Source organism: Streptomyces kurssanovii, assembly GCF_040677245.1.
GTDB classification, from domain to species: Bacteria; Actinomycetota; Actinomycetes; order Streptomycetales; family Streptomycetaceae; genus Streptomyces; species Streptomyces kurssanovii.
The window spans coordinates 175,365-197,568 of sequence record NZ_JBFAQK010000008.1 but is presented as its reverse complement, the minus strand read 5'-3'; the positions used below and the strand labels follow the sequence as shown (position 1 = coordinate 197,568).

At 70.7% G+C, this 22,204-nt stretch carries 24 protein-coding genes and 1 pseudogene; 17 read left to right on the top strand and 8 right to left on the bottom strand.

Annotated features, from left to right (window positions below):
* Window positions 1-168: 168 nt before the first annotated feature.
* Both AB0K36_RS09620 and AB0K36_RS09615 read right to left on the bottom strand, forming a co-directional pair.
* Complete coding sequence (locus AB0K36_RS09620; RefSeq protein ID WP_364590676.1) at window positions 169-1,518, bottom strand: MFS transporter; 1,350 nt, start codon at window positions 1,516-1,518, stop codon at window positions 169-171.
* 67 nt (window positions 1,519-1,585) lie between these two features.
* Entirely contained in the window at window positions 1,586-2,032 is a 447-nt protein-coding gene (locus tag AB0K36_RS09615; protein WP_189468766.1) for a MarR family winged helix-turn-helix transcriptional regulator, read from the bottom strand.
* A 130-nt stretch (window positions 2,033-2,162) separates the two neighbouring features.
* On the opposite strand from AB0K36_RS09615, the gene AB0K36_RS09610 reads away from it, so the two are divergent.
* Complete coding sequence (locus AB0K36_RS09610) at window positions 2,163-2,345, top strand: hypothetical protein (RefSeq protein ID WP_005315906.1); 183 nt, start codon at window positions 2,163-2,165, stop codon at window positions 2,343-2,345.
* 111 nt (window positions 2,346-2,456) lie between these two features.
* Here AB0K36_RS09610 and AB0K36_RS09605 read toward each other — a convergent pair whose 3' ends face one another.
* Window positions 2,457-3,911 (bottom strand): NCS2 family permease, encoded by a 1,455-nt coding sequence (locus AB0K36_RS09605; protein WP_364590672.1) that lies wholly within the window; start codon window positions 3,909-3,911, stop codon window positions 2,457-2,459.
* Between the two features lie 206 nt (window positions 3,912-4,117).
* On the opposite strand from AB0K36_RS09605, the gene AB0K36_RS09600 reads away from it, so the two are divergent.
* Together AB0K36_RS09600 and AB0K36_RS09595 are read left to right on the top strand one after the other, a co-directional pair.
* Window positions 4,118-4,417, top strand: coding sequence for a DUF2530 domain-containing protein (locus tag AB0K36_RS09600; RefSeq protein WP_364590669.1), 300 nt, complete (start codon window positions 4,118-4,120; stop codon window positions 4,415-4,417).
* Between the two features lie 88 nt (window positions 4,418-4,505).
* Window positions 4,506-6,947 (top strand): HAD-IC family P-type ATPase, encoded by a 2,442-nt coding sequence (locus AB0K36_RS09595; RefSeq protein WP_364590666.1) that lies wholly within the window; start codon window positions 4,506-4,508, stop codon window positions 6,945-6,947.
* Window positions 6,948-6,993: 46 nt separating this feature from the next.
* Here AB0K36_RS09595 and AB0K36_RS09590 read toward each other — a convergent pair whose 3' ends face one another.
* Window positions 6,994-7,797 (bottom strand): MerR family transcriptional regulator, encoded by an 804-nt coding sequence (locus AB0K36_RS09590; RefSeq protein ID WP_364590663.1) that lies wholly within the window; start codon window positions 7,795-7,797, stop codon window positions 6,994-6,996.
* Window positions 7,790-8,326 (bottom strand): VOC family protein, encoded by a 537-nt coding sequence (locus tag AB0K36_RS09585; RefSeq protein WP_364590660.1) that lies wholly within the window; start codon window positions 8,324-8,326, stop codon window positions 7,790-7,792. Before AB0K36_RS09585 ends, AB0K36_RS09590 begins: the two co-directional genes overlap by 8 nt.
* Window positions 8,327-8,469: 143 nt before the next feature.
* Here AB0K36_RS09585 and AB0K36_RS09580 point away from each other — a divergent pair, with 143 nt between their 5' ends.
* Complete coding sequence (locus tag AB0K36_RS09580) at window positions 8,470-9,213, top strand: hypothetical protein (RefSeq protein WP_364590657.1); 744 nt, start codon at window positions 8,470-8,472, stop codon at window positions 9,211-9,213.
* Window positions 9,214-9,410: 197 nt separating this feature from the next.
* Entirely contained in the window at window positions 9,411-10,718 is a 1,308-nt protein-coding gene (locus AB0K36_RS09575) for a phytase (RefSeq protein WP_364590654.1), read from the top strand.
* 55 nt (window positions 10,719-10,773) lie between these two features.
* On the opposite strand, the gene AB0K36_RS09570 is transcribed toward AB0K36_RS09575, so the two are convergent.
* On the bottom strand, window positions 10,774-11,181 hold the full coding sequence (locus AB0K36_RS09570) for a VOC family protein (RefSeq protein ID WP_364590651.1): 408 nt from the start codon (window positions 11,179-11,181) through the stop codon (window positions 10,774-10,776).
* A 276-nt stretch (window positions 11,182-11,457) separates the two neighbouring features.
* Here AB0K36_RS09570 and AB0K36_RS09565 point away from each other — a divergent pair, with 276 nt between their 5' ends.
* The gene (locus AB0K36_RS09565; RefSeq protein WP_364590648.1) at window positions 11,458-12,057 is read left to right on the top strand and encodes a hypothetical protein; all 600 of its coding nucleotides are present in this window, start codon (window positions 11,458-11,460) and stop codon (window positions 12,055-12,057) included.
* Here AB0K36_RS09565 and AB0K36_RS09560 read toward each other — a convergent pair.
* Window positions 12,015-12,509, bottom strand: coding sequence for an ATP-binding protein (locus tag AB0K36_RS09560; RefSeq protein WP_364590645.1), 495 nt, complete (start codon window positions 12,507-12,509; stop codon window positions 12,015-12,017). The two genes, AB0K36_RS09565 and AB0K36_RS09560, sit on opposite strands and share 43 nt — an antisense overlap.
* A 193-nt stretch (window positions 12,510-12,702) precedes the next feature.
* Here AB0K36_RS09560 and AB0K36_RS09555 point away from each other — a divergent pair, with 193 nt between their 5' ends.
* The 8 genes and pseudogenes from AB0K36_RS09555 to AB0K36_RS09520 all read left to right on the top strand — a co-directional run bounded on the left by AB0K36_RS09555 (window position 12,703) and on the right by AB0K36_RS09520 (window position 19,035).
* A complete protein-coding gene (locus tag AB0K36_RS09555) occupies window positions 12,703-13,617 on the top strand; it encodes a helix-turn-helix domain-containing protein (RefSeq protein ID WP_364590693.1) in 915 nt (304 codons plus the stop codon).
* The gene (locus AB0K36_RS09550; RefSeq protein WP_307707056.1) at window positions 13,580-13,708 is read left to right on the top strand and encodes a DUF397 domain-containing protein; all 129 of its coding nucleotides are present in this window, start codon (window positions 13,580-13,582) and stop codon (window positions 13,706-13,708) included. Before AB0K36_RS09555 ends, AB0K36_RS09550 begins: the two co-directional genes overlap by 38 nt.
* 273 nt (window positions 13,709-13,981) lie before the next feature.
* Window positions 13,982-14,947: a hypothetical protein gene (locus AB0K36_RS09545; protein WP_364590642.1), complete on the top strand. Its 966-nt coding sequence runs from the start codon at window positions 13,982-13,984 to the stop codon at window positions 14,945-14,947.
* A gap of 83 nt (window positions 14,948-15,030) precedes the next feature.
* Entirely contained in the window at window positions 15,031-15,687 is a 657-nt protein-coding gene (locus AB0K36_RS09540) for a DUF433 domain-containing protein (RefSeq protein WP_364590639.1), read from the top strand.
* Entirely contained in the window at window positions 15,677-15,919 is a 243-nt protein-coding gene (locus tag AB0K36_RS09535) for a PIN-like domain-containing protein (RefSeq protein WP_364590636.1), read from the top strand. Before AB0K36_RS09540 ends, AB0K36_RS09535 begins: the two co-directional genes overlap by 11 nt.
* A 79-nt stretch (window positions 15,920-15,998) precedes the next feature.
* A complete protein-coding gene (locus AB0K36_RS09530; protein ID WP_364590633.1) occupies window positions 15,999-16,796 on the top strand; it encodes a DUF4158 domain-containing protein in 798 nt (265 codons plus the stop codon).
* Entirely contained in the window at window positions 16,724-17,917 is a 1,194-nt protein-coding gene (locus AB0K36_RS09525; protein WP_364590630.1) for a hypothetical protein, read from the top strand. The genes AB0K36_RS09530 and AB0K36_RS09525 overlap by 73 nt, the downstream gene beginning before the upstream one ends.
* Window positions 17,914-19,035 (top strand): annotated as a pseudogene (locus AB0K36_RS09520) (Tn3 family transposase). Before AB0K36_RS09525 ends, AB0K36_RS09520 begins: the two are co-directional and overlap by 4 nt.
* A 72-nt stretch (window positions 19,036-19,107) precedes the next feature.
* Here AB0K36_RS09520 and AB0K36_RS09515 read toward each other — a convergent pair.
* On the bottom strand, window positions 19,108-19,566 hold the full coding sequence (locus tag AB0K36_RS09515) for a carboxymuconolactone decarboxylase family protein (RefSeq protein WP_364590627.1): 459 nt from the start codon (window positions 19,564-19,566) through the stop codon (window positions 19,108-19,110).
* An 87-nt stretch (window positions 19,567-19,653) separates the two neighbouring features.
* Between AB0K36_RS09515 and AB0K36_RS09510 the strand changes: the two genes are divergently transcribed.
* The 3 genes from AB0K36_RS09510 (at window position 19,654) to AB0K36_RS09500 (ending at window position 22,093) form a co-directional block, all read left to right on the top strand.
* Window positions 19,654-20,529, top strand: coding sequence for a sigma-70 family RNA polymerase sigma factor (locus AB0K36_RS09510; protein ID WP_364590624.1), 876 nt, complete (start codon window positions 19,654-19,656; stop codon window positions 20,527-20,529).
* Window positions 20,530-20,889: 360 nt separating this feature from the next.
* Complete coding sequence (locus AB0K36_RS09505) at window positions 20,890-21,819, top strand: recombinase family protein (RefSeq protein ID WP_364590622.1); 930 nt, start codon at window positions 20,890-20,892, stop codon at window positions 21,817-21,819.
* 121 nt (window positions 21,820-21,940) lie between these two features.
* Window positions 21,941-22,093, top strand: coding sequence for a hypothetical protein (locus AB0K36_RS09500; RefSeq protein WP_364590620.1), 153 nt, complete (start codon window positions 21,941-21,943; stop codon window positions 22,091-22,093).
* The last annotated feature ends 111 nt before the right edge of the window (window positions 22,094-22,204 follow it).

The following is a 22,204-nucleotide window of genomic DNA, read 5'->3' as shown; positions in this document are numbered from 1 at the left end:
CCGAAAACACGAGGTAAAATCCGATCTGCATTATGAGCCGCGGGGGTCCGGTGGGGGTCCCCCCACGCCGCCAGGCGTAGGGGGAGGAGCCCCCGGTTACGGGAAGGGGCGGGTAGGGGAAAACGCCCGCCGCAGGCGACACGCACCCGCAGCGGCCCGCCCCAAGGGCTACGCCGCCGTCGTCAGCCCCTCCCGCGCCACGAACCGCACCTGCGGATGCCCCCGGTGCCAGCCGACCGACAGGCGCAGGCCGCCGACCCGTGCCAGCATCACGCCGACGCCGGCCGCCGCCACCGCGGCCACCGCGCCGCCCGCGGCGAAGCCGACGCGGGCGCCGTACGTGTCGGTGACCCAGCCGACGAGCGGCGCGCCCAGCGGCGTGCCGCCGGTGAAGACCATCATGAACAGGCTCATCACGCGGCCCCGCATGAGCGGATCCGTCGCCATCTGGACGCTGGAGTTGGCGGTGACGTTGACCGTCAGGCCGAACATGCCGATCGGGACCATCATCACCGCGAAGATCCAGAACGCCGGGGCGAAGGCGGTCACGATCTCCAGCACCCCGAAGAGCACCGCGGCTCCGACGAGCAGCCGCAGCCGTGAGGTGCCGCGCCGGGCGGCGAGCAGCGCCCCGGCCAGGGAGCCGGCGGCCATCAGCGTGTTGAGCAGGCCGTACGTACCGGCGTCGCCGTGGAAGACGTCGTCGACGAACGCGGACAGCCAGATCGGGAAGTTGAAACCGAAGGTGCCGATGAAGCCGACGAGGACGATCGGCCAGATCAGCTCGGGCCGGCCGGCGACGTACCGCAGGCCCTCACGGAGCTGGCCCTTGCCCCTCGGCGCGCGCTCGACCTTGTGGAGTTCGGAGGCCCGCATCATCAGCAGTCCGGCGATGGGCGCGATGAAGGACAGGCCGTTGAGCAGGAAGGCGTACCCGCTGCCGACGGCGGTGATCAGCACACCGGCCACGGCGGGTCCGACGAGGCGCGCGGACTGGAAGTTGGCCGAGTTGAGGGAGACGGCGTTGCGCAGCTGGTCGGGGCCGACCATCTCGGCGACGAACGACTGCCGGGCCGGGTTGTCGACGACGGTGACCAGACCGAGCAGGAACGCCGTCAGGTAGACGTGCCAGACCTGGACGTGCCCGCTGAGCGTGAGCACGGCGAGCGCCAGGCCGGTGAGGCCCATCGCGGCCTGGGTGGCGAGCAGCAGCTGCCGCTTGGGCAGCCGGTCCGCGAGCACCCCGCCGTACAGGCCGAAGAGAAGCATGGGGAGGAACTGCAGCGCGATGGTGATGCCGACGGCGGACGCGGATCCGGTCAGGCTGAGCACCAGCCAGTCCTGGGCGATGCGCTGCATCCAGGTGCCGGTGTTGGACACGACCTGTCCGGTCGCGAAGAGCCGGTAGTTACGGATCTTCAGCGAGCTGAACATGCTCTGCTTGCGGTCGGGCCGGGTGGACAGGGTGTCGGGGTCGGTCGGTGCGGGGGCGGAGTCTGCTCCGGATCCCGTACTCAAAAGGGTTCGCCTCCTCAAGGCCGGCGTGCAGGGCGTACGGGCGGACGGGCTGCGCTTCCGCCCGCCGTCATTGCAGGTGTGCGAGCTTCTCCAGGACGGGGGCGGCTTCGCGCAGCTTCGCCCACTCCTCCTCGTCCAGACCTTCGGCGAGCGAGGCCAGCCAGGCGTTCCGCTTGCGGCGGGACTCCTCGAGCATGGTCTCCGCCTGTGCGGTCTGGCTGACCACCTTCTGCCGGCGGTCGTCGGGGTGCGGCTCGAGCCGGACGAGTCCCTTGGCCTCGAGCAGTGCCACGATGCGGGTCATCGAGGGCGGCTGCACGTGTTCCTTGCGGGCCAGCTCACCGGGGGTGGCCGACCCGCAGCGGGCGAGTGTGCCGAGCACCGACATCTCGGTGGGGCTCAGCGATTCGTCGACGCGCTGGTGCTTCAGGCGGCGGCCCAGCCGCATGACGGCCGAGCGGAGCGAGTTCACGGCGGCGACGTCCGCGTCAGTACCGTGGGACAGGTCAGGCATGTTGTTAGCGTAACTCATTACCCTGGCTAAAGACCAGTCGGTTACGGGCCTGATAGATGTGTCACCCATATGAGTGAGAGACAGCCGGAAAGTGACGCCCTGGCGGCGGGAGTGCGGCGACTCTGGCCCCATGAAATCGACTGTGCTCAGCCTGCGCATGGACGGTGAGCTGCTCGACCGGCTCCGGCAGCATGCGGCGAAACGACAAATGAGCGTCCAGGACTATGTGGTCCGGACGCTCATTCGCGACGACTTCGACGAGCGCTTCAAAGCGGCGGTCGACGAGACGGAGAAGTTCTACGGCGTCACGTGAGGGAGCCCCTCGCGGGCGGCCCGCCGGACGGCCCCGCAGAAACGATCACGCGGTGGCGTTCAGGCAAGGGCGACCGTCAGGCACGGGCGGCCCGTCACGCGGGGGCACCCGTCAGGTGAGGCCGAGAGCCGGCATGGCGTAGTAGAAGACGAACACCGCCGACACCGCGTACATCGCCGCGGGCACCTCGCGCCCGCGCCCGACGGCCAGGCGCAGCACGCTGAACGTGATGAAGCCGATGCCGATGCCGTGGGTGATCGAGTAGGTGAACGGCATCATCACCATCGCCAGGAACGCCGGCGCGGCGATCGTGAAGTCGCTCCAGTCGATGTCCTTGACCGAACCGGCCAGGATCAGGAAGCCGACCGCCACCAGCGCGGGCGTCGCCGCCTGGGACGGCACCATCGTGGCGAGCGGCGTGAGGAACAGCGCCAGCGAGAACAGCGCGCCGGTGACGACCGACGCCAGACCCGTACGGGCGCCTTCGCCGACGCCCGCCGTGGACTCCACGAAGCAGGTGTTGGCGGAGCACGAGGCGCCACCGCCCGCGGCGACGGCGAGGCCGTCGACGACCAGGACCTTGTTGATGCCCGGGTAGTTGCCGTCCTTGTCCATGAGCTTCGCCTCGTCGCCGACGGCGAGGATGGTGCCCATCGCGTCGAAGAAGCAGGACAGCAGCACGGTGAAGACGAACAGGACGCCGGTCAGCAGGCCGACCTTCTCGAAGCCGCCGAACAGGCTGACCTGGCCGAGCAGGCCGAAGTCGGGCGTCGAGAGCGGATTGCCCGGCCATTCGGGCGTCGTCAGGCCCCAGGACTCGATGTCCGCCACCGCGTGGATGATCATCGCGAGCACCGTCATGACGACGATCGAGATGAGGATCGCGCCCGGCACCTTGCGGATGATCAGCGCCAGCGTGAGCAGCGTGCCGAGGGCGAAGACCAGGACCGGCCAGCCGAGCAGATGACCGCCGGTGCCGAGCTGGAGCGGGACGGTGGTGTGGGCGGCGTCCGGGATGCGGGTGATGAAGCCCGAGTCCACGAGCCCGATCAGCATGATGAACAGGCCGATACCGATCGCGATCGCCTTGCGCAGGCCGAGCGGGACGGCGTTCATCACGCGCTCACGCAGGCCGGTGGCCACCAGCAGCATGACCACGACACCGGCGAGCACGACCATGCCCATCGCGTCCGCCCAGGACATCTGGGGCGCGAGCTGGAGGGCGACGACCGTGTTCACGCCGAGGCCGGCGGCGAGCGCGATCGGGACGTTGCCGATGACGCCCATCAGGAGGGTCGAGAAGGCCGCGGTCACCACGGTGGCGGTGACCAGTTGGCCGCCGTCGAGCTGGTGGCCGTACATGTCCTTCGCGCTGCCCAGGATGATCGGGTTCAGCACGAGGATGTAGGCCATCGCGAAGAAGGTGGCGACTCCGCCCCGGACCTCGCGGGCGACCGTGGAGCCGCGTTCGGTGATCTTGAAGAAGCGGTCAAGACCGCCGGACGGCTGCGGGGTCGTGGGCGGCAGGCCGGGAGACCCGACCTCGACGGTGGCCGTGGGGGACATGCGGAAACCTCAGACGTACGCGAAGGGGGGCGACACGAGAAGGGCAGAGAAAACCGGCCAGACTTGGATGATCCAACGAAGGAAACCAGTCAGCCGGAATCGGTTTCAGTATGAACATATGAACGAAAGATCGCCACTCTCCGCGCGTAGACCCTTGTGGTTCCTGACCCCTCAGCCGTCCCGCCCGCCCCGCCTACACTGTGCGCATGGCGAAATGGACCCCCCGGCACGAGGCACCCCCACCCCTTGAGGGCCCGATCGTCGCCACCATCACGGGCGGCACGATCCTGTGGTTCGTGATGTTCCTCGTCCAGGTCCCCTTCTACGGCTGGTTCGACGACCGCGACCTGACCTGGTGGGTGTGGACCTGCCTGGCCGGCGCGGGCCTCGGGCTCATCGGCATCTGGTACGTGCGCAGCCGGGAAGCCGCGATCAAGCGCGCCGCGACCTCCGACGCGGCCGACGCGACCGAGCATCCGGAACCGGGTGCCCCGCCTGCTCCGTAGTCCCCCAGGGGGATTCGTGTCCGACCGTGGTCCGATCTTCCCGCCGTCCGGGGGGTGAACGGTCCGGCCCGGCCGTAACGTCGGAACCATGACGCAGCGGGCGGACATGGGCCGCGGCCCCGAGCCGGAAGGACCCGTCATCGACGCGGGCGCAGAACTCGACCCCGTACACCCCCGGCGGCCACCGGGCGGCGGGCCGCCCGCCACCGGTCTGACGTCGGCGGAGGTGGCGGAACGGGTCGCACGGGGCGAGGTCAACGACGTACCCGTACGCAGTTCACGCTCCGCCGTCGACATCGTCCGCGCCAACGTCCTCACCCGCTTCAACGCCATCATCGGCGTCCTCTGGGTGATCATGTTCTTCGTCGCGCCGATCCAGGACAGCCTGTTCGGCTTCGTGATCATCGCCAACACCGGCATCGGCATCATCCAGGAACTGCGCGCCAAGAAGACCCTGGACTCCCTCGCGGTCATCGGCGAGGCGAAACCGAGAGTCCGCCGGGACGGTGTCGCCGCCGCGGTCTCCACCTCCGAGATCGTCCTTGGCGACCTCGTCGAACTCGGCCCCGGCGACAAGGTCGTCGTCGACGGCGAGATCGTGGAGGCCGACAACCTGGAGGTCGACGAGTCGCTGCTGACCGGCGAGGCCGACCCCGTCCTCAAGCAGCGCGGCGACCAGGTCATGTCCGGGAGCTTCGTGGTCGCGGGCGGCGGCGCGTTCACGGCCACGAAGGTCGGGCGCGAGGCCTACGCGGCGCAGCTCGCGGAGGAGGCGTCCCGCTTCACACTCGTCCATTCCGAGCTGCGCTCCGGTATCTCCACGATCCTCAAGTACGTGACGTGGATGATGGTCCCCACCGCCATCGGACTGATCATCAGCCAGCTGGTGGCGAAGGACGACAACTTCAAGGACTCGGTCGCGAGGACCGTCGGCGGCATCGTGCCGATGATCCCCGAGGGGCTCGTCCTCCTCACCTCCGTCGCCTTCGCGATCGGTGTCATCCGTCTGGGCCGCAAGCAGTGCCTGGTGCAGGAGCTCCCCGCCATCGAGGGCCTCGCCCGCGTCGACGTCGTCTGCCTCGACAAGACCGGCACCCTCACGGAGGGCGGCATGGACGTCACCGAACTGCGCACGCTGGACGGCGCGGACGAGGAGCGCGTCCGGGCGGTCCTGGGCGCGCTCGGAGCGTCCGACCCGCGGCCGAACGCCTCGCTCCAGGCCGTCATCGCCGCCTACCCGGACGGCGGGGAGCACCGCTGCACCGCCGCGCTGCCCTTCTCCTCCGCCCGCAAGTACAGCGGCGCGACCCTCGCCGACGGCGACGGCGCGAGGTCGACCTGGCTCCTCGGCGCACCCGATGTGCTGCTGCCCCCCGGCAACCCGTCCCTCGCCGAGGTGGACCTGCTCAACCGGCAGGGCCTGCGGGTGCTGCTCCTCGCGCGGGCGGAAGGCACCCTGGAGGCCCCGGAGGAGAAGACGCCGACCGCTCTGGTCGTGCTCGAGCAGCGCCTGCGCCCCGACGCGTCCGCGACCCTGCGCTACTTCGCCGACCAGGACGTCGCGGCGAAGGTCATCTCCGGCGACAACGCGGTCGCGGTCGGCGCGGTCGCGGCCAAGCTCGGCCTGCCGGGCGCCGACTCGACGCTCGACGCGCGCAAGCTGCCGGCCGAGCGCGAGGCGATGGGCGCGGAGCTGGACGGGGCGGCGGTCTTCGGCCGGGTCAGTCCGCAGCAGAAGCGCGACATGGTCGGCGCGCTCCAGGCCCGCGGCCACACCGTCGCGATGACCGGCGACGGCGTCAACGACGTCCTCGCGCTGAAGGACGCGGACATCGGCGTGGCGATGGGGGCGGGCTCGGAGGCGACGAAGGCCGTCGCCCAGATCGTCCTGCTGAACAACAGCTTCGCGACGCTGCCTTCGGTGGTCGCGGAGGGCCGCCGGGTCATCGGCAACATCACCCGCGTCGCCACCCTCTTCCTGACGAAGACGGTGTACTCGGTGCTCCTGGCGATCCTCGTGGTCTGCAGCCAGGTCGAGTACCCCTTCCTGCCCCGGCACCTGACCCTGCTCTCCACCCTCACCATCGGCGTCCCGGCCTTCTTCCTGGCGCTCGCCCCCAACAAGGAGCGCGCCAAGCCCCACTTCGTCCGCAGGGTGATGCGCTACGCCGTGCCGGCGGGCGTGATCGCGTCGGCGGCGACGTTCTGCGCGTATCTGCTGGCCCGCTCCCACTACTCGGGGCCGTCCTCGCTGGCCGCGGAGACGAGCGTGGCGACGCTGACCCTGTTCCTGGTCGCCATGTGGGTCCTCGCGATCATCGCCCGCCCCTACACGTGGTGGCGGATCGGCCTGGTGGCGACGATGGGGCTGGGCTTCCTGCTGGTGCTGACGGTGCCGTGGCTCCAGGACTTCTTCGCGCTGAAGCTGGTGGGTACGACGATGCCGTGGACGGCGGTCGTGATCGCGGCGGTGGGGGCGGCGCTGCTGGAGCTGTCGTGGCGGATGGTGGGGCGGCGCTTCCCCGCCTAGCAGCTGTCCGGGCGCGCCCTCTGCTGCCGGGTCGAGGGCGCGCCGTCTACTGCCAGGTCGCGGTGTCGGGGTCGATGCCGTGAGCGCGCGCGCCGGCGTCGATGATGCGACGGAACCACGTGGCAAGGCCGGGGCGGATGCCGTCGTAGTGGGCGGCGAATCCCGGATCGGCCTCGTACTTACGGCCGAGACAGACCTGCATCTGCCTGGTGAGGGGAAAGTACGAGGCGAACACTTCGCGGTGCCGCTCGACGAGTCGATTCGCCTCCGGGCTGCCGGGTACGACGCCGGCGTCCATCGCGTCCCCGAGGGCGCGTTCGAGGCCGGCCATGTCGTCGGCGACGGCCTGCCATTCCTCCGGACCGCGAGAGGCAGAGCGTTCGGCGTACTGCCGCCATTGCGTCGTGTCTCCGTAGCGCTGACGGGCTTGGGCGGGCAGGTCCGGGTTCCACCGGGGGCCGAAGATCGCGGCCTGCTGCTCGGTGGTCAGCAGCAGACCGCGCTCGTGGGCGTCGATCATCCGGTCCAGTCCGGCCGCGAGCTGTCGGAGCCGGTCGATCCGTTCGGCGACCTGGGTGCGCTGCGCGCGCAATGCGGCGGGCACGTCCGCGGGCGAGTCGTCCAGGACGGCCCGGATCCTGTCCAGGCCGAGACCGAGCTCGCGGTAGACGACGACGCGGTGCAGGCGTTCCAGATCAGCAGCGGTGTAGAGCCGGTATCCGGCAGCCGTGCGCAGCGACGGTCGCGCCAGTCCTGTCTCGTCCCAATGGTGCAGCGCGCGGACCGTCACACCCAGGCGCGCCGAGACCTGACCGACGGTCAGGCCATCGGTGTCGGTGGCATCAGGCATGCTCCCCATTGTCACCGCGACGCTCGCCCGGTGGAGTGATCCCGATGGCTTCAAGGTTCCGCGCCTCCTGACTGGTCGGATCAAAGGGCTTCGCCGCGGTGAAGACGATCCGTGCGTTCTCGGGGGTGATCACCTCCACGTCGCGGGTGTTCCAGGGAGTGTCCCGCGGCCCGTCGACCGAGTCGGGGCGCACCGCACGACATGCCTCGACAAGGGAATCGACCTGGCTGAGCACGCCCGCGAAACTGAAGCCCATCGCCGGCGGCTGCTCGGGCACGCTCTCCGCCGAGACGAGGAGGACGTCCTGGAACGCCCACCGGCGCAGATGCACGAGCCTGCCGGGGATGCTGAACAGCTCGAAGAACCCGAGCCCACGGATCCAGAAGTCCACGGACTCCGCCAGGTCGCTCGTGGGGATCGTCACGAACGCGGGCATTCCGTAGATGCCACGGAACGGCTCCGGCGGAACCGCGTCCGGGCCGGGAGCGGGCACGGGACTGATCTCGAACGCGTTGTAGTAGTCGCTCATGCACCCCACGGTCCGGCCTCACGCGGCGTGAGGGTCAAGCCGGTCCGTGAATCCGGCCCTGCTCCGACGGTGAGTGCGGCGGCGCGGCCGGAATGAGTACGCGTACTCAAGGGCGGCGGGCGGCTCGGCCGAAGACTGTGCACATGACACACACCCCCGCCCTCGCCGACTCTCCCGCCCCGACCGTCCTGACCGGCTCGACCGTCCTGACCGGCTCGACCGTCCGCTCGCCGCGCCGCCTGCGGCTCAGCCTCGTCGTGACGGTCGTCGCCGCCACTCTGGCGCTCACCGCCTGCGGCACGGAGAGACCGGGTGCCGACGGCTCCCGCAGCAAGCCCGCCGGAGCCGTCGGCGCCCGGACCACCGAGTCACCGGCCGCCCCCGATCCGCAGGTGGCTTTCGCGGAGATGCTGGAGACGGTCGCGCAGCCGTGCTCCGCGGAAACCCCGTCGTCCGGGGAGGAGCCGGCCGCTCCGGCGGAGACGCCGGCGACCGGCCCGGCGAAGACGCCCAGGCCCGGTCCGGCGAAGACGCCGTGGCAGGACGGTGACGACCCGGCGGCCCCCACGACGGGTCCGGGAGTGGACATGAGCGCTGCCGAGTGGTGCGCGGGCCACCTCCACGTCGAGCGGGTCACCCACGCGCTCATGGGGCCGGCCGATCCCACCCCCGCCAAGGTCAGGAAGGTCCTGAACGGTCTCGGCTACATCGACGAGCGCATCCACGGCCTCGAGCAGTCCGGCCCGGTCACGCGGTTCTTCGTCGACCTGCGGGTCGCGGGCGGCTCGCTCTGCCTGAAGGGATCGGCGGCCGGAGAGAGCACCGACATCGAGTTCTTCGCAGCTTCCGGTACCGGCCCGTTCACGCCGGTGAAGCGGAAGCAGTGACCGACGCGCGCGCGGAACGGTACGGCGGCGCCACCGCCGCCCCCGGTGGGCGCCCAGGCGGACCCGCCGCCCCCGGTTCGCGTCGGCTCGCCCGAATTCACCTGGGCGACATGCGGCCATCACGCATTGCCCACCGGCCGCGACAAGGGTCCACTACGACGAGCGAAGCGTCATGTACTCGACATAGAGGAGCTCATGTGACCCCCCGCCGCCCCCTCTGCACCGCCGCTCTCGTGGCGGGTACGGCCCTCGCGGCCGTCGCCGCGACCGTGCCCGCCGCCGCCCACCCGCACGGCCGGGCCGACGCTCTGCCCGCCGTCCAGCCGCGGGCCGAGACGGCCACGCTCTACGACGACGAGGCGGGCGGCAACGCCAACGCCGACGACCCCGCGATCTGGCGCAACCCCGCCGACCCGGGCCGCAGCCTCGTCGTCGCCACGGCGAAGGAGGGCGGCCTGCGGGTCTACGACCTCGACGCACGCCAGGTCCAGTCGATCGCGGCGCCCGCCCCGGCCACGGAGGACGACGCCCCCGGTCGCTTCAACAACGTCGACCTCCTCCAGGGCCTCCGGCTCGGAGCCGGCCGCGCCGACCTCGCCGTCGTCAGCGACCGCGGCAACGACCGGCTGCGCTTCTACCGCATCGACCGCGACCGCCCCGGCGGCCCGCTGACCGACGTCACCGATCCCGCGGCCGCGCCCGTGTTCTCGTCCGGCCAGGACGAGATCAACGAGCAGGCGACCGCCTACGGCCTGGCCACCTGGACCGACCGGTCGACGGGCCGCTCCTACGCCCTGGCCAGCCGCCGCAACCGGACGGGCATCGCCCTGCTGGAGATCACCGCCCGTCCCGACGGCACGGTCGGCTACCGCAAGGTCCGCACCCTCGAACTGCCCTCCGCCTTCCGCCTCCCCGACGGCACGTCCTGGTCCCCGTGCGGCGAACCCGGTGAACTGCCCCAGGTCGAGGGCATGGTCGTCGACCCGGCGAACGGCATGCTCTACGCGGGCCAGGAGCGCGTGGGCGTCTGGCGGATGCCCGCCGACCTCACCGGCAGGCCCGTCCTCGTCGACAAGGTCCGCGAGTACGGCGTCCCCGGCACGTACGACGAGGAGACCGAGGAGTGCACGCCCGGCGCCGACCCGGGCTACGGCGGCACGCGGCTGGCAGCCGATGTCGAAGGGCTGGCCCTGCTGACCGAGCCGGACGGCGACGGCTATGTGATCGCCTCCGGCCAGGGCGACAACAGCTTCGCCCTCTACGACCGTGAGGTCGGCGACCGCAACGAGTACGAGGGCGGCTTCCGGATCACCGCCGCCTCCGCCACGCTCGACGGCTCCGAGGAGTGCGACGGCGCGGCCGTGCTCAACGCCCCGCTCGGCCACCGGTACCCGAACGGCCTGCTCGTCGTCCAGGACGGCCACGACGCTCCCGGGGACGGTGACCGCGAGGCGACCAACTTCAAGTTCGTCGACCTGGCCGACGTCCTCGACACCGTCGACTGAGACCGGCCCGCGCGGGGGCGCCCGGCCGCCCCCGCGCGTACGGAACCCCGGTCCGCTACGGCCGGGCGTAGGGCCGGGTCATGATCTCCATGTTGTGGCCGCTCGGGTCGTCGAAGTACGCGCCCCGACCGCCGAACAGCCGGTTGACCGCGCCCGGTTCGGTGTGGCCGGGGTCGGCGTAGTACGTGACGCCGATCGCCTCCAGGCGGGCGATCATCGCGTCGAACTGCTCGTCGGGCACCAGGAACGCGTAGTGCTGCGCCTGGATCGGCTCGTCGGTCAGCTCGTAGTAGTCGAGCGTCACGCCGTTGCCGAGGTCCACGGGCAGGAACGGCCCGAACGGCGCGGCGACTTCGACGCCCAGGACGGCGGCGATGAACTCCGCCGACAGCCGCCGGTCCTTGGCGTACACGGCCGTGTGGTTCAACTGGACGGTGGTGACAGGCGGTTGCTGCTGAGGCATGGTGTGGTGACTCTCCAGGTCTTGGTTTTCCTCGAGGGACAGGTCGGAGATGGAGAGACAACGGCGGGCCCCTGGCCCGCCCCGGGCTCACGCCGAGGCCGGGCGCCTCACTCGTGCGTGGCCCATGGCCGACCCGGCAGTCACGTTGCCGAGCGTAGTCCCCGGCCGGACACGGCGCACCCGCATAAGCAGGCGTACTCATGACAACGCCACCCGCGGGGCGAGATGATCAGCGAACGCGTATGCCACGCCCTCGCTGACCGCCGGAGTGCCCAGGTGAAACGACTCGCCCCCGCCATGACCGGCGTGGCCGCCCTGCTGCTGTCGCTGCCCCTCGCCGCCGGTTGCGGGACCCTCGTCGGCGACGACACGGGCGCCTCTCCCCCGCGTGACGCGTCGAGCGCGCCGGCCATCGACCACGCGGCACAGGTCAAGGCGGCGAAAGCCGCACACGACCGGAAGTTCCCGGAGGTGGCGAAGATCTGCGCCGACGCGCCGGCGAAGCCGTCCGAGGAACCGACCCCTTCCGAGGCGCCCACCGACCCGTGGGCCCGCAGGGTCGCGGAGAACCACGCCTACAAGGCACAGGCACGCCTGGACGACGACGCCCGCTGCCGTGGCGACGCCCACGCCCGCCGGATCACCGCCGGTCTGGAGGGCGTACACGACGAGAAGGCGCTGCGCTCCGCACTCGGCCGTCTCGGCTATCCGCCGGAAACGGTGGAGGTGTACGGAACAGGCGCCGCCCCGGGATTCACGTTCGGCATCCCGGACGCCGGTCCGTGCATCACCGGCACCCTGACCGACCCGGCGAAGGCGGAGGCGCACGCGCACTACGTCGAGGGCGGCTGCATGGAGCCCAAGGGAGGGCACTGAGCCGCGACTTCGGCCCAGACGGTCTTCCCGACGGGGCCGCGCGGCTCCACGCCCCAGCGGTCGGCGAGTACGTCCACGAGGACCAACCCCCGCCCCGACACGTCGTCGTCGGCGGGGGTCGGTACGTCGGTCGGCGGATGCACCGAGGAAGCGTCCGAGACCTCGACGCGCACCCGCCGTCCGTCCAGCGTCAGCCGGAGCCGGAAGTCCCGCCCCGGTACCCGCCCGTGCCGTACGGCGTTCCCGGCCAGCTCCGCCACCAGCAGGGCGACGGTGCAGGAGAGGTCGGAGCCGGCGGGGTGACCCCACTCGGCCAAGTGCCGCACGGCCACCCGCCGGGCCAGCCGCGCGCCCCGGGGCGTCGAGCCGAACAGCGCCGCGAACCGGCCTTCCGTGCGCGGCTCTTCGTCCGCCGCCCGCTGGTGGTCCGGGCCTTCGCCCGGCGTCGTCATGGTCCTCAGCACTGTGTCGCCCGTCCCGTTTCGCCGCTTACTCGATGCACGACCCGTGCGTGTACGGACCGTGACGTTCCGTGTTCAAGAGTCGTCGCGCGGCTCTACGCTCGGAAGGGCATGCAGCCTTACACCGCGAGCCGTAAGGAACGGAAGTAAGCCCATGGCCAAAGCAATTGAGCCCGAGGAGTCGATGGCCGCGCTCTTCGGCTGCCGGGTCCGCCGACTGCGCACGGCCGCCGGTCTGACGCAGGAACAACTGGGCGCGAAGACCCATGTGGTGAGCACCCGCATCACACAGGTCGAGCGGGCGTCCGGCGCCCGGCCGACGCTGGAGCTCGCGCGCGCACTCGACGCGGCGCTCGGAGCGGACGGGCTGCTGGTGGACCTGTGGCCGCACGTCTACCGGGAGTCGTTCCCGGACTGGTCGCGGACGTTCATGGCGTACTCGGCGCGGGCCGACGCCATCCGTGAGTACACCGCACACGTCGTGCCGGGTCTCCTGCAGACGGAGGAGTACGCCCGGGCCGTGCTGAGCGTCGGCCTGTCCCACCGGGACGAGCAGCACCTGGAGGAGCGGCTGGCCGCCCGGCTGGAGCGGCAGAAGCGGCTCGCCTCGCCGGACCGCCCGGAGCTGCTGGTGATCCTCGACGAGACGGTGCTGCGGAAGCGGATCGGCGGAGACGATGTCATGCGACGGCAGCTCGCGCGCCTGCTGAAGGCCGCCGCCGAGCCGCACATCACCGTGCAGGTCCTGCCGTTCGACGAAGGCGCGCACGACGTGCTGGGCGGCTCGCTGACCGTGCTGACCCTGGCGGACGGATCCGAAGTCGCCTACACGGAAGGCGCGGACCACGGTCAGCTCTTCGAAGACCGGCCGGATGTGCGGCGTTTCGCGGTGGCCTACGATCGGCTGCGGGCAGCGGCCCTGCCCCCGCGCAGGTCGCTCACCATGATCCGATCCGCGATGGAGGAGGACTACCGTGACCCCGAACTCCCTTCCCGGTCCGCGCGACGCCGCCTGGCGAAAGAGCAGTTACAGCAATCAGGAGGGCGGCAACTGCGTCGAGGTGGCCGACGGAATCCCCGGCGTGGTTCCGGTACGTGACAGCAAGGCCCCGCACGGTCCCGCGCTCACCTTCGCCACCGCGTCCTGGACCGCGTTCATAGGCGAGTTGAAGGCCGCCGACCGGGCCTGAGCCGAGCGGGACCCGGTGCGCACGCCGGTCCTCCCGGCCCGCCGGGACCTCGCCCGCGAGGCGTCGGTGAGCCACGAACTCCCCCGAAGAACCTGGGGGAAAGAACCACCTGCCCACCCTCCCCTCCCCGCATCACCCGGACGGGTGACCGGCTTGCGGGGGCGGGAAGTCGGCCGTTACGTTCGCGGCAACAACCTCAGACATATGACGGCCCCCGGCCGGGACGGCAATCCCGATCGAGGGCCTCACCGATCAGGAAGCGATACCTTCCCGATGGCTGAACGGCAGTCTAACGCGCCCCTGCGCGCCCCCGCCGGAGCTCCGACCTCCGGCGTGATCCACGTCCGCACCCGGCTCGCCGGCGACTTCACGGTGATCGCCAACGCCCTGCTCCAGCGCCGGGGCAGCGCGGTCACGGTCGGCGTCGCGGGCTACATCCTGTCGCTGCCGGACGGCGCGGCCGTACGCATCGACGCGCTGTGCGAGCACTTCACCGAGGGCGAGATCCTCATCTCCCGGGCCCTGCGGGAGCTGGAGGCGGACGGCTATCTCGAGCGGCGCCGTGAGCGCGGCCCGAGCGGCCGGCTCCGCACCCGGACGTTCTTCCACGACGTGCCACCGGGCGCCGACCCCGAGCCCCTTCGCCCGCGCCCCCACAGGCCCGAGCCCTCCCCGCCGCAACAGCCCGCACCCGGGCCCCGGCCGGAGTCGCGGCCCGGGCACGAGCCGCATCACGCACCGGATCGCGCACCGGAGCACGAGCCGGACCCGGCGGCCGCCGCGGAGAGCGCCACCACGGAACCGGGCCCTGCCGCCCCGGAGCCCACCGGCACGGAACCTTGCCCCGCCCGGGGCCCGGCCGCCCAGCCCGCGCCCGACCCCCGCGCCTCGGTGATCCTGGCCTCGCTGCGCATCGTGGACCGCAGGCTGATCCTGTCCCGGCGCGAGGCGGATCGGCTCGCCCCGGCGGTCACCCAATGGCTCGACCACGGCGTCAGCCCCGAGGACATCACCGCCCACCTCACCACCCGCCTGCCGGAACCCTTGCGGGCCCGCCCGGCCCGCATCCTCGCCTACCGCCTCCGCGAACTCCCCCCACCCCTCCCCGACCGGCCCCCGGCCCCCGCCGTCCTCCCCTGGCAGACCTGCGACGGCGGCTGCGAACGCGCCTTCCGCGCGGCCGAACCGGGCCACTGCCGCGACTGCCCACCGGCCGCGGGCCTGGCGACAGCGTGCTGACCCGCTCCTACGTGGGCGGCGCCCGCGGGCAGACGTGGTTGTGCGACGATGCAGAATCCGACGGCTGCGGGAGGTGGCGCATCATGGTCGACAGATTCACCGACGGACTTCTCACGCCCACGGAGACATCCTCGTACCTGCAGATCCCGTCTTCGACGCTCACCTCCTGGCTCAGGAGCACCGCCGCAGACGCACCTCTGGTGCACCAGGTGGAACCGGCGCGGAAAGGCCAGCCTTCGGTGCCGTTCATCGCCGTGGCCGAGGCGCATGTTCTCCGCTCGCTCCGCTCCCTCGGCCTGCGGATGAGCGAGATCAAGGAAGCGGCGGCCGCAGTACGAACCGCCTTCGACACGCCGTACGGCCTCGTCTCCAGGCGGATCGCCACCGATGGCGTCGACATCTTCGTCGAGCACGGCCTTGGGGACCTGCGCAGGGCCCGCGACGGCCAGGCACCTATCCACGAGGTCGTGTCCGAGTACCTCCGCTATCTGACCTGGGATGCGGACGACGACTACCCGTCCAGCCTGAGGCTGCGCCAGTACCCGGACTCCGTTCCGGTCATCATCGATCCGCGCTTCGGCCATGGCCTGCCGGTCATCGCCGCCAACCGCGTCCCGGTCAAGGCCGTCACCGACCTCTGGGAAGCCGGCGAGACCGTCGAGGACATCGCCTACGAGTTCGACATGCGCCCCGAGCAGGTGGACTCCCTGTGTGACGCCGTGGTGCACCTTGCCGCCTGAGTTCTTCCTCGACCGCAACCTCGGACGCCGCGTCGCGGAAGATCTCAGGATGCGCGGCTGGATCGTTCACCGGATCGGCGACGTCTTCCCCACGGACGCTCAGGACATCCCGGACGAGCAATGGATTGCCCACGGACTTGACCGCGCCTGGGTACCGCTGTCGAAGGACGGCCGCATCAAGACGGCCCTGTTCTCGTATAGCTACGGTCAGGTGGCGTGTAGCCCTGCGTAACGACTCGGGTCGTCGTTTCTCCTCGTCGGTCGGCTCGTTGAGCTGAACGAGTGATCGCGGGTGGGGCGGAGGGGCGCAGGTGCGGCAGGACTGGGAGCCGGAGGACCTGATTGAGGTCTGGACGCTACTCGAAGACGACATGAAGCGGGTGCGGAACAAGTCCGGGGCGACCCGGCTCGGGTTCTCGTTGTTGCTGAAGTTCTTCGAGGTGGAGGCGCGGTTCCCGGAGTCGGCCGGGGAGATACCGACCGTCGCGGTGGAGTACGTGGCCCAGCAGGTGAAGGTCCCCGCGGAGGCGTGGGGCGCCTACGACTGGCAGGGCGACCGGATCAAGCGGCACCGCAAGGAGATCCGGGCGGCGTACGGGTTCCGGGCGAACACCGAGGAGGACCAGGACCGGTTGGCCGCGTGGCTGGCGACCGAGCTGTGCCCAGTGGAGCTCTCCCGCGACCGGCTCGCCGCCGCAGTGGTGGCCCGGTGCCGCAACGACCACATTGAACCGCCGGCCCCGGGGCAGGTGCGGCGGCTGGTCGGCAAGGCGGTCAAGGTCTTCGAGAAGCGGTTTTGCCGCAGCACGCTGGACCGGCTCAGCCACACGACCCGCTCGCGCCTGGAGGACCTGATCGCGGGTGACGACGGCGGCCGGGACGTGGACGGCGGCGTCGCCGTGGCGGGCGGTGGACGCTCGCACTTCGCCGAGCTGAAGATGGACCCCGGCGCCCCGGGGCTGGAGAGCCTGTTGGCCGAGGTGAACAAGCTGGAGCGGTACGGCGCCTGGAGCTGCCCGCAGACCTGTTCGCGGACGTGTCGGAGAAGCTGGTCGACGCCTGGCGGGCGCGGGCGTCGAAGGAGTACCCGGCGAACCTGGAGCGGATGACGCCGCCGCGGCGGCTGACGCTGCTGGCCACGCTGTGCCATGTGCGGCAAGCGGAGATCACCGACTCGCTGGTGGACCTGTTCATCCAGCTCGTGCTGAAGATCAACACGCGTGCGGAGCGGAAGGTCGACAAGGAGCTGGGGGCGGAGCTGAAGAAGGTCCGCGGCAAGGAGGCGATGCTGTTGCGGGTCGCGGAGGCGGCGTTGTCGGAGCCGTCGGGCACCGTGCGGAGGGTGATCTTCCCGGTGGTCGGAGGAGAGAAGACGCTCAAGGCGCTAGCGGCGGAGGCCGCAGCGAACGAGGCCCGCTACAAGGCGAGGGTCCGTACGGTGCTGCGGTCGTCGTACTCGGCGCACTGGCGGCGGATGCTCGCGCCGCTGCTCAAGGCGCTGGAGCTGAAGTGCAACAACACCGCCTACCGGCCGGTGATGGACGCGATCGACCTGCTCAAGCGGTACCTGGAGCAGCCGCTGAAGGAGGGCGCGTTCTTCGACCCGGCCGAGACGGTGCCGCTCGACGACGTGGTGCCCGAGCAGTGGCGGGCGGCGGTCGTCGACGACGACAAGGGCCGTGTCGAGCGGATCCCGTACGAGCTGTGCGTGCTTGTGGCGCTGCGCGACGCATTGCGGCGGAGGGAGATCTGGGTGGTGGGCGCCAGCCGGTGGCGGAACCCGGAGGACGACCTGCCCGCGGACTTCGAGGACAACCGGGACGTCCACTACGCCGCGATCCGCCAGCCGCAGGACGCCGACGAGTTCATCACGGCGCTGCAAGGCAGGCTCCGCACGTCGCTGGACCGTTTCGAGGCGGCCCTGGCGGAGGGCACCACGGGCGGGGTCGCGATCGTCAAGAAGCACGGCGAGCCGTGGATCAGGTTCTCCCCGCGCGGCAAACAGGAGGAGCCGGAGTCCCTGGTCGCCATCAAGGGGGAGATCGAGCGCCGGTGGGGCACCATCGACCTGCTGGACATCCTGAAGTACGCCGAGTTCGATACGGACTTCATCGCCGAGTTCACCTCGGTGGCCACCCGCGAGAACCTGTCCAAGGACGTGCTGCGGCGCCGCCTGCTGCTGGTGCTGTTCGGGCTGGGCACCAACATGGGATCAAGCGGGTCGCGGTGACCGGCAAGCACGGCGAGTCCGAGGCGACGCTGCGCCGGGTGCGGCACCTGTTCGTCAACCGGGCCAACATGCGCGCCGCGCTGGTGAAGCTGGTCAATGCCACCCTCGCCGCCCGCGACGAGGTGTGGTGGGGCACGGGCACAGCGTGCGCGTCCGACAGCCGCAAGTTCGGCTCCTGGTCCTCGAACCTGATGACCGAGTGGCACCAGCGCTACCGGGGCCCCGGCGTGATGATCTACTGGCACGTCGAGCGGAAGTCGGTGTGCATCTACTCCCAGCTCAAGAGCTGTTCGGCCTCCGAGGTCGCCTCGATGATCGAGGGCGTGCTGCGGCACTGCACCGACATGGACGTCGACCGGCAGTACACCGACACCCACGGCGCCTCCATCGTCGGGTTCGCCTTCGCGCACATGCTGGACTTCAAGTTGATGCCCCGGTTGAAGAACATCGGCTCCGCGCGGCTCTACCGGCCGGCTGCCGGGCAGGACGAGAGCTGGCCGCACCTGGCGCCGGTGCTGTCCACCAAGACAATCAACTGGGATCTGATCCGCCAGCAGTACGACCAGATCGTGAAGTACACCACCGCCTTGCGCCTGGGTACCGCCGAGGCCGAGCAGGTCCTGCGCCGCTTCACCCGCGGCGGCCCCAAGCACCCCACCTACCAGGCGATCGAGGAGCTGGGCCGGGCGGTGCGTACGGCGTTCGTCTGCGATTAACTCGCCGACGTCGAACTGCGCCAAGAGATCCACGAGGGATTGCAGGTCGTGGAGAACTGGAACTCCGCGAACAAGGACCTCTTCTACGGCAAGGACGGCGACCTGGCAGGACAGGACAAGGAGTCCCAGGAGGTGTCCATGCTCGCGCTCCACCTACTCCAGTCCGCCCTGGTTCACGTCAACACGCTGCTGATGCAGCAGGTCCTCGCCGACCCGAAGTGGGCCGACACCCTCACCGACGCGGACCGGCGGGCACTCTCCCCGCTGTTCTGGACCCACGTGAATCCCTACGGCCGGTTCGAACTCGACATGAACAGACGCCTCGACCTGGATCTGACCGCCCGGGACGCCCTGCCCGCGCCGCGCATCCCCGAGGACAGACCAGCTGCGGCCCCGGGGTGAGGAGCTGGGGCCCCGATCTCCCTACGAGCTCAGTCACCACTGCTCGGTCAGTGGGTAAGCGCCACGCTGGGCTCAGCCCCAGGTCTGGCCGGCCGGTTCCTTGATGGTGCGGTTGATCCGGTTGAAGAAGTTGGTCAGCGCGATCTCCAGGTTGATCGCGCCGATCTGTTCCTCGGTGAAATGGGCGTTGATCTCTTCCCAGATCTCATCGGTGACGCCCTCCGCACCGTCCTGCAGCCGGGTGGCGGCCTCGGCCAGCGCCAATGCCGCGCGCTCCGCATCGGTGTAGAACGGCGCCTCTCGCCACGCCGCCACGTTATGCAGCCGCTCGTCAGTGTCACCGGCCTTCTTCCCCCCGGCGACACTGGCGTAGACGCACGCCGAGCAGCCGTTGATCTGGCTGGCGCGCAGGTGGACCAGCGCGAGCAGCTTCGGGTCGACGCCCCCGGCGGCGATCGCCTTCTGCAGGTGCCCGACCGCCTTCCACACGTCGGGGTTGTTGGTGCTCTTGTTCTTCAGTCGGTTCTGCATGGCAGGGTGCTCTCCTTGATCGGGGTTACCTTGCGGGGCTGGTGCCCGTCACCCCTATGACGGAGCAGCTTCCAGGGAGGTAACACCATGTCCGGCGCCCATCCCGCCGATCCGATCGCCGAGGCCTTCGAGGGGCACCGCGCCCGGCTCACAGCCGTTGCCTATCGCGTGCTCGGCTCGCACGCCGACGCGGACGACGCGGTCCAGGAGGCGTGGCTGCGTCTGTCCCGCCAGGACGCCGACGCCATCGACAATCTCGGCGGTTGGCTGACCACCGTGGTCGGCCGCATCAGCCTCGATCTCCTACGCTCGGGCCGAACGCGCCCGACAGTCCCCCTCGACGACCAGCTGCCCGAACTTACCGTGACGCTCGACGATGGCCCGGCTCCTGAAGAGGTTGTGGCACTGGGCGACTCGGTGGGCCTGGCGCTGTTGACGGTCCTGGACTCGCTGCGCCCCGACGAGCGGCTGGCGTTCGTGCTGCACGACGTGTTCGCCGTGCCCTTCGCGGAGATCGGCATCATTCTCGGCAAGTCCGCTGACGCGACCAAGATGCTCGCCAGCCGCGCCCGCAGGAAAGTACAAGCCGCCCGGCAGCCGGCGAGCGCCGGACGACAACGACGCGAGGTGGTCCAAGCCTTCCTGGCCGCGGCCCGCGACGGTCAGTTCGAGCAGCTGCTGCAGGTTCTCCACCCCGAAGTGAAGTTCACCGTCCACACACCGAACGGCACGTTCGTCACCCTCGGAGCCACCGAAGTCGCCACCCGCGCACGAGTGGCCGGCAGCGCGGCACGAGGACATGCGGCGACCGTCAACGGCCTCCCCGGCGTCATCTCCTGGAGTGAAGACGGCATCCCGCTCTCCCTCCTTGCCTTCATCGTGGCCGCCGGCCGCATCACCGAGATCATCGCCGTGACAGACCCGGCCAAACTTGCGCTCATTGACCTGCCGGACCCGGTGTGACTCCCTGCCGGCGACGGCCGCTCGGTCCATGCCGGATCCCGCCGAGACGGTGGTGTAGCCCACCTGGTGGATCGAGAGTGCGGGGCCTGGGATGAGCGCCCCGCACCGATCGGCAGGGCCCCTTGCAGTACAACGAGCGCTCGACCCCGGTGCCGGGCGGTCAGCACCCCACCGCTGTTCCGCCCGCCGCTTTCCGCCCTGTCGGCAAACGATCGTTTGACGACAGACGTCCGACGCGCCCAATGAACCCGTGCAATCCGGGGGTCCGAGGCGGCGCGAATCCAATCAGATCCGATGGCGATTGCTGACAGGGTTTGACGACAGATAGGGTCCGATCCTCCGTACGGAAGGGGCTCCTCGGTGGCGAACCTGGTCTACAAGCGGGTCTCGACCGACCAGCAGTCGACCGCTCGGCAGAACCTCGTCCTGGACGGCGCCGGGATCGCGGCCCCGGTCGTCTTCGAGGAGGAGCCGGGCACCTCCAGCCGCCTCCACCCCCTCCAGCGCCCAAAGTTCCGCGCGCTCCTCGACTACGCGCGGCCGGGCGACACCGTCCACGTCTCCGAGATGTTCCGCCTCGTGCGCGGCACCGGGCACATCCTCGACGTGCTCGACGTCCTGCACCGCGACCAGCTCGCCCTGCGCATCCACGACGGCGCGTTCTCCGCGATGGACCTCACCGCCCGCCACCCGCGCACCGGCGAGCTGCTGTCCACCGTGAAGTTCATGGTGCAGACCCTCGCCGCCGCCGGCGAACTCCAACGAGACCTCCAGCGCGAGCTGACGTACGACGGGCTGCGGGCCGCCGAGGCGAAGGGCAGCAAGGGCGGGCGCCGCCCTGCCGTCCCGGCCGCGAAGACCGGCGACGTGCGCACCGCGTACCTGGAGGGCCGCTCCATCGCCGCCCTGGCCCGCGACCACGGCGTAAGCCTGGGCGCGATCCGCACGGCCGTCGCCGACCTGATGCCCGACCACACTGCCATCGAGGAGGACGCCCCCGCACCGGAGCTGCCGGTCGCCCTCGACATGCCGGGCAAGGTCGCCGACTACCTCCGCACCACCGACCTGGGGCCCGACGAGCGGACCGCGCTCGACCAAGGGGTGACCGTACGACGCGGCCAGGGCTACACCTTGCGCGTCACCGCCGCCCCCGCCGTGCACCGACAACTCCTCATCCGCTGCCAACCACTCGACGGCGGCCAGGGTGTACTGACGGTTCCCGCCCAGCGCAAGGCCCGCCGTGAGTACGAGAACCGCGTCAACGCCCTGGAGGGTGCGGCGCGGCGCTGAAGAGCTGTCAGGGCCGCAGCCCGAGCGTTACGCAGTGCTACACGCCACCTGGCCGTAGCTATACGAGAACAGGGCCAAGACCCGCGACCTGGAGATCCAGCCCGTACTCGACCGCAGTGCGGTGCTCTTCTACCTCGACAACCAGCAGCTCCGCAGCATCGAGATGGTCGAGCGTCTCGACGCGCACCGCGACGCGATCCATCGGGCCATCGAGAAGGGCGGCCCCGCCGCGTACGCCGTACGGCGGGACCGCGTCGAGCGCACCTGGCCCTGACGGCTCGCGACGTTTGATCGGACCCTGTTGGTCGCCGTCGGCCGTGGGACCGTGCCCGTGGTCTCGCGGTCCGCCGCACGCGCCTGAGCGCAGGGTTCCGGCCCGGGATCC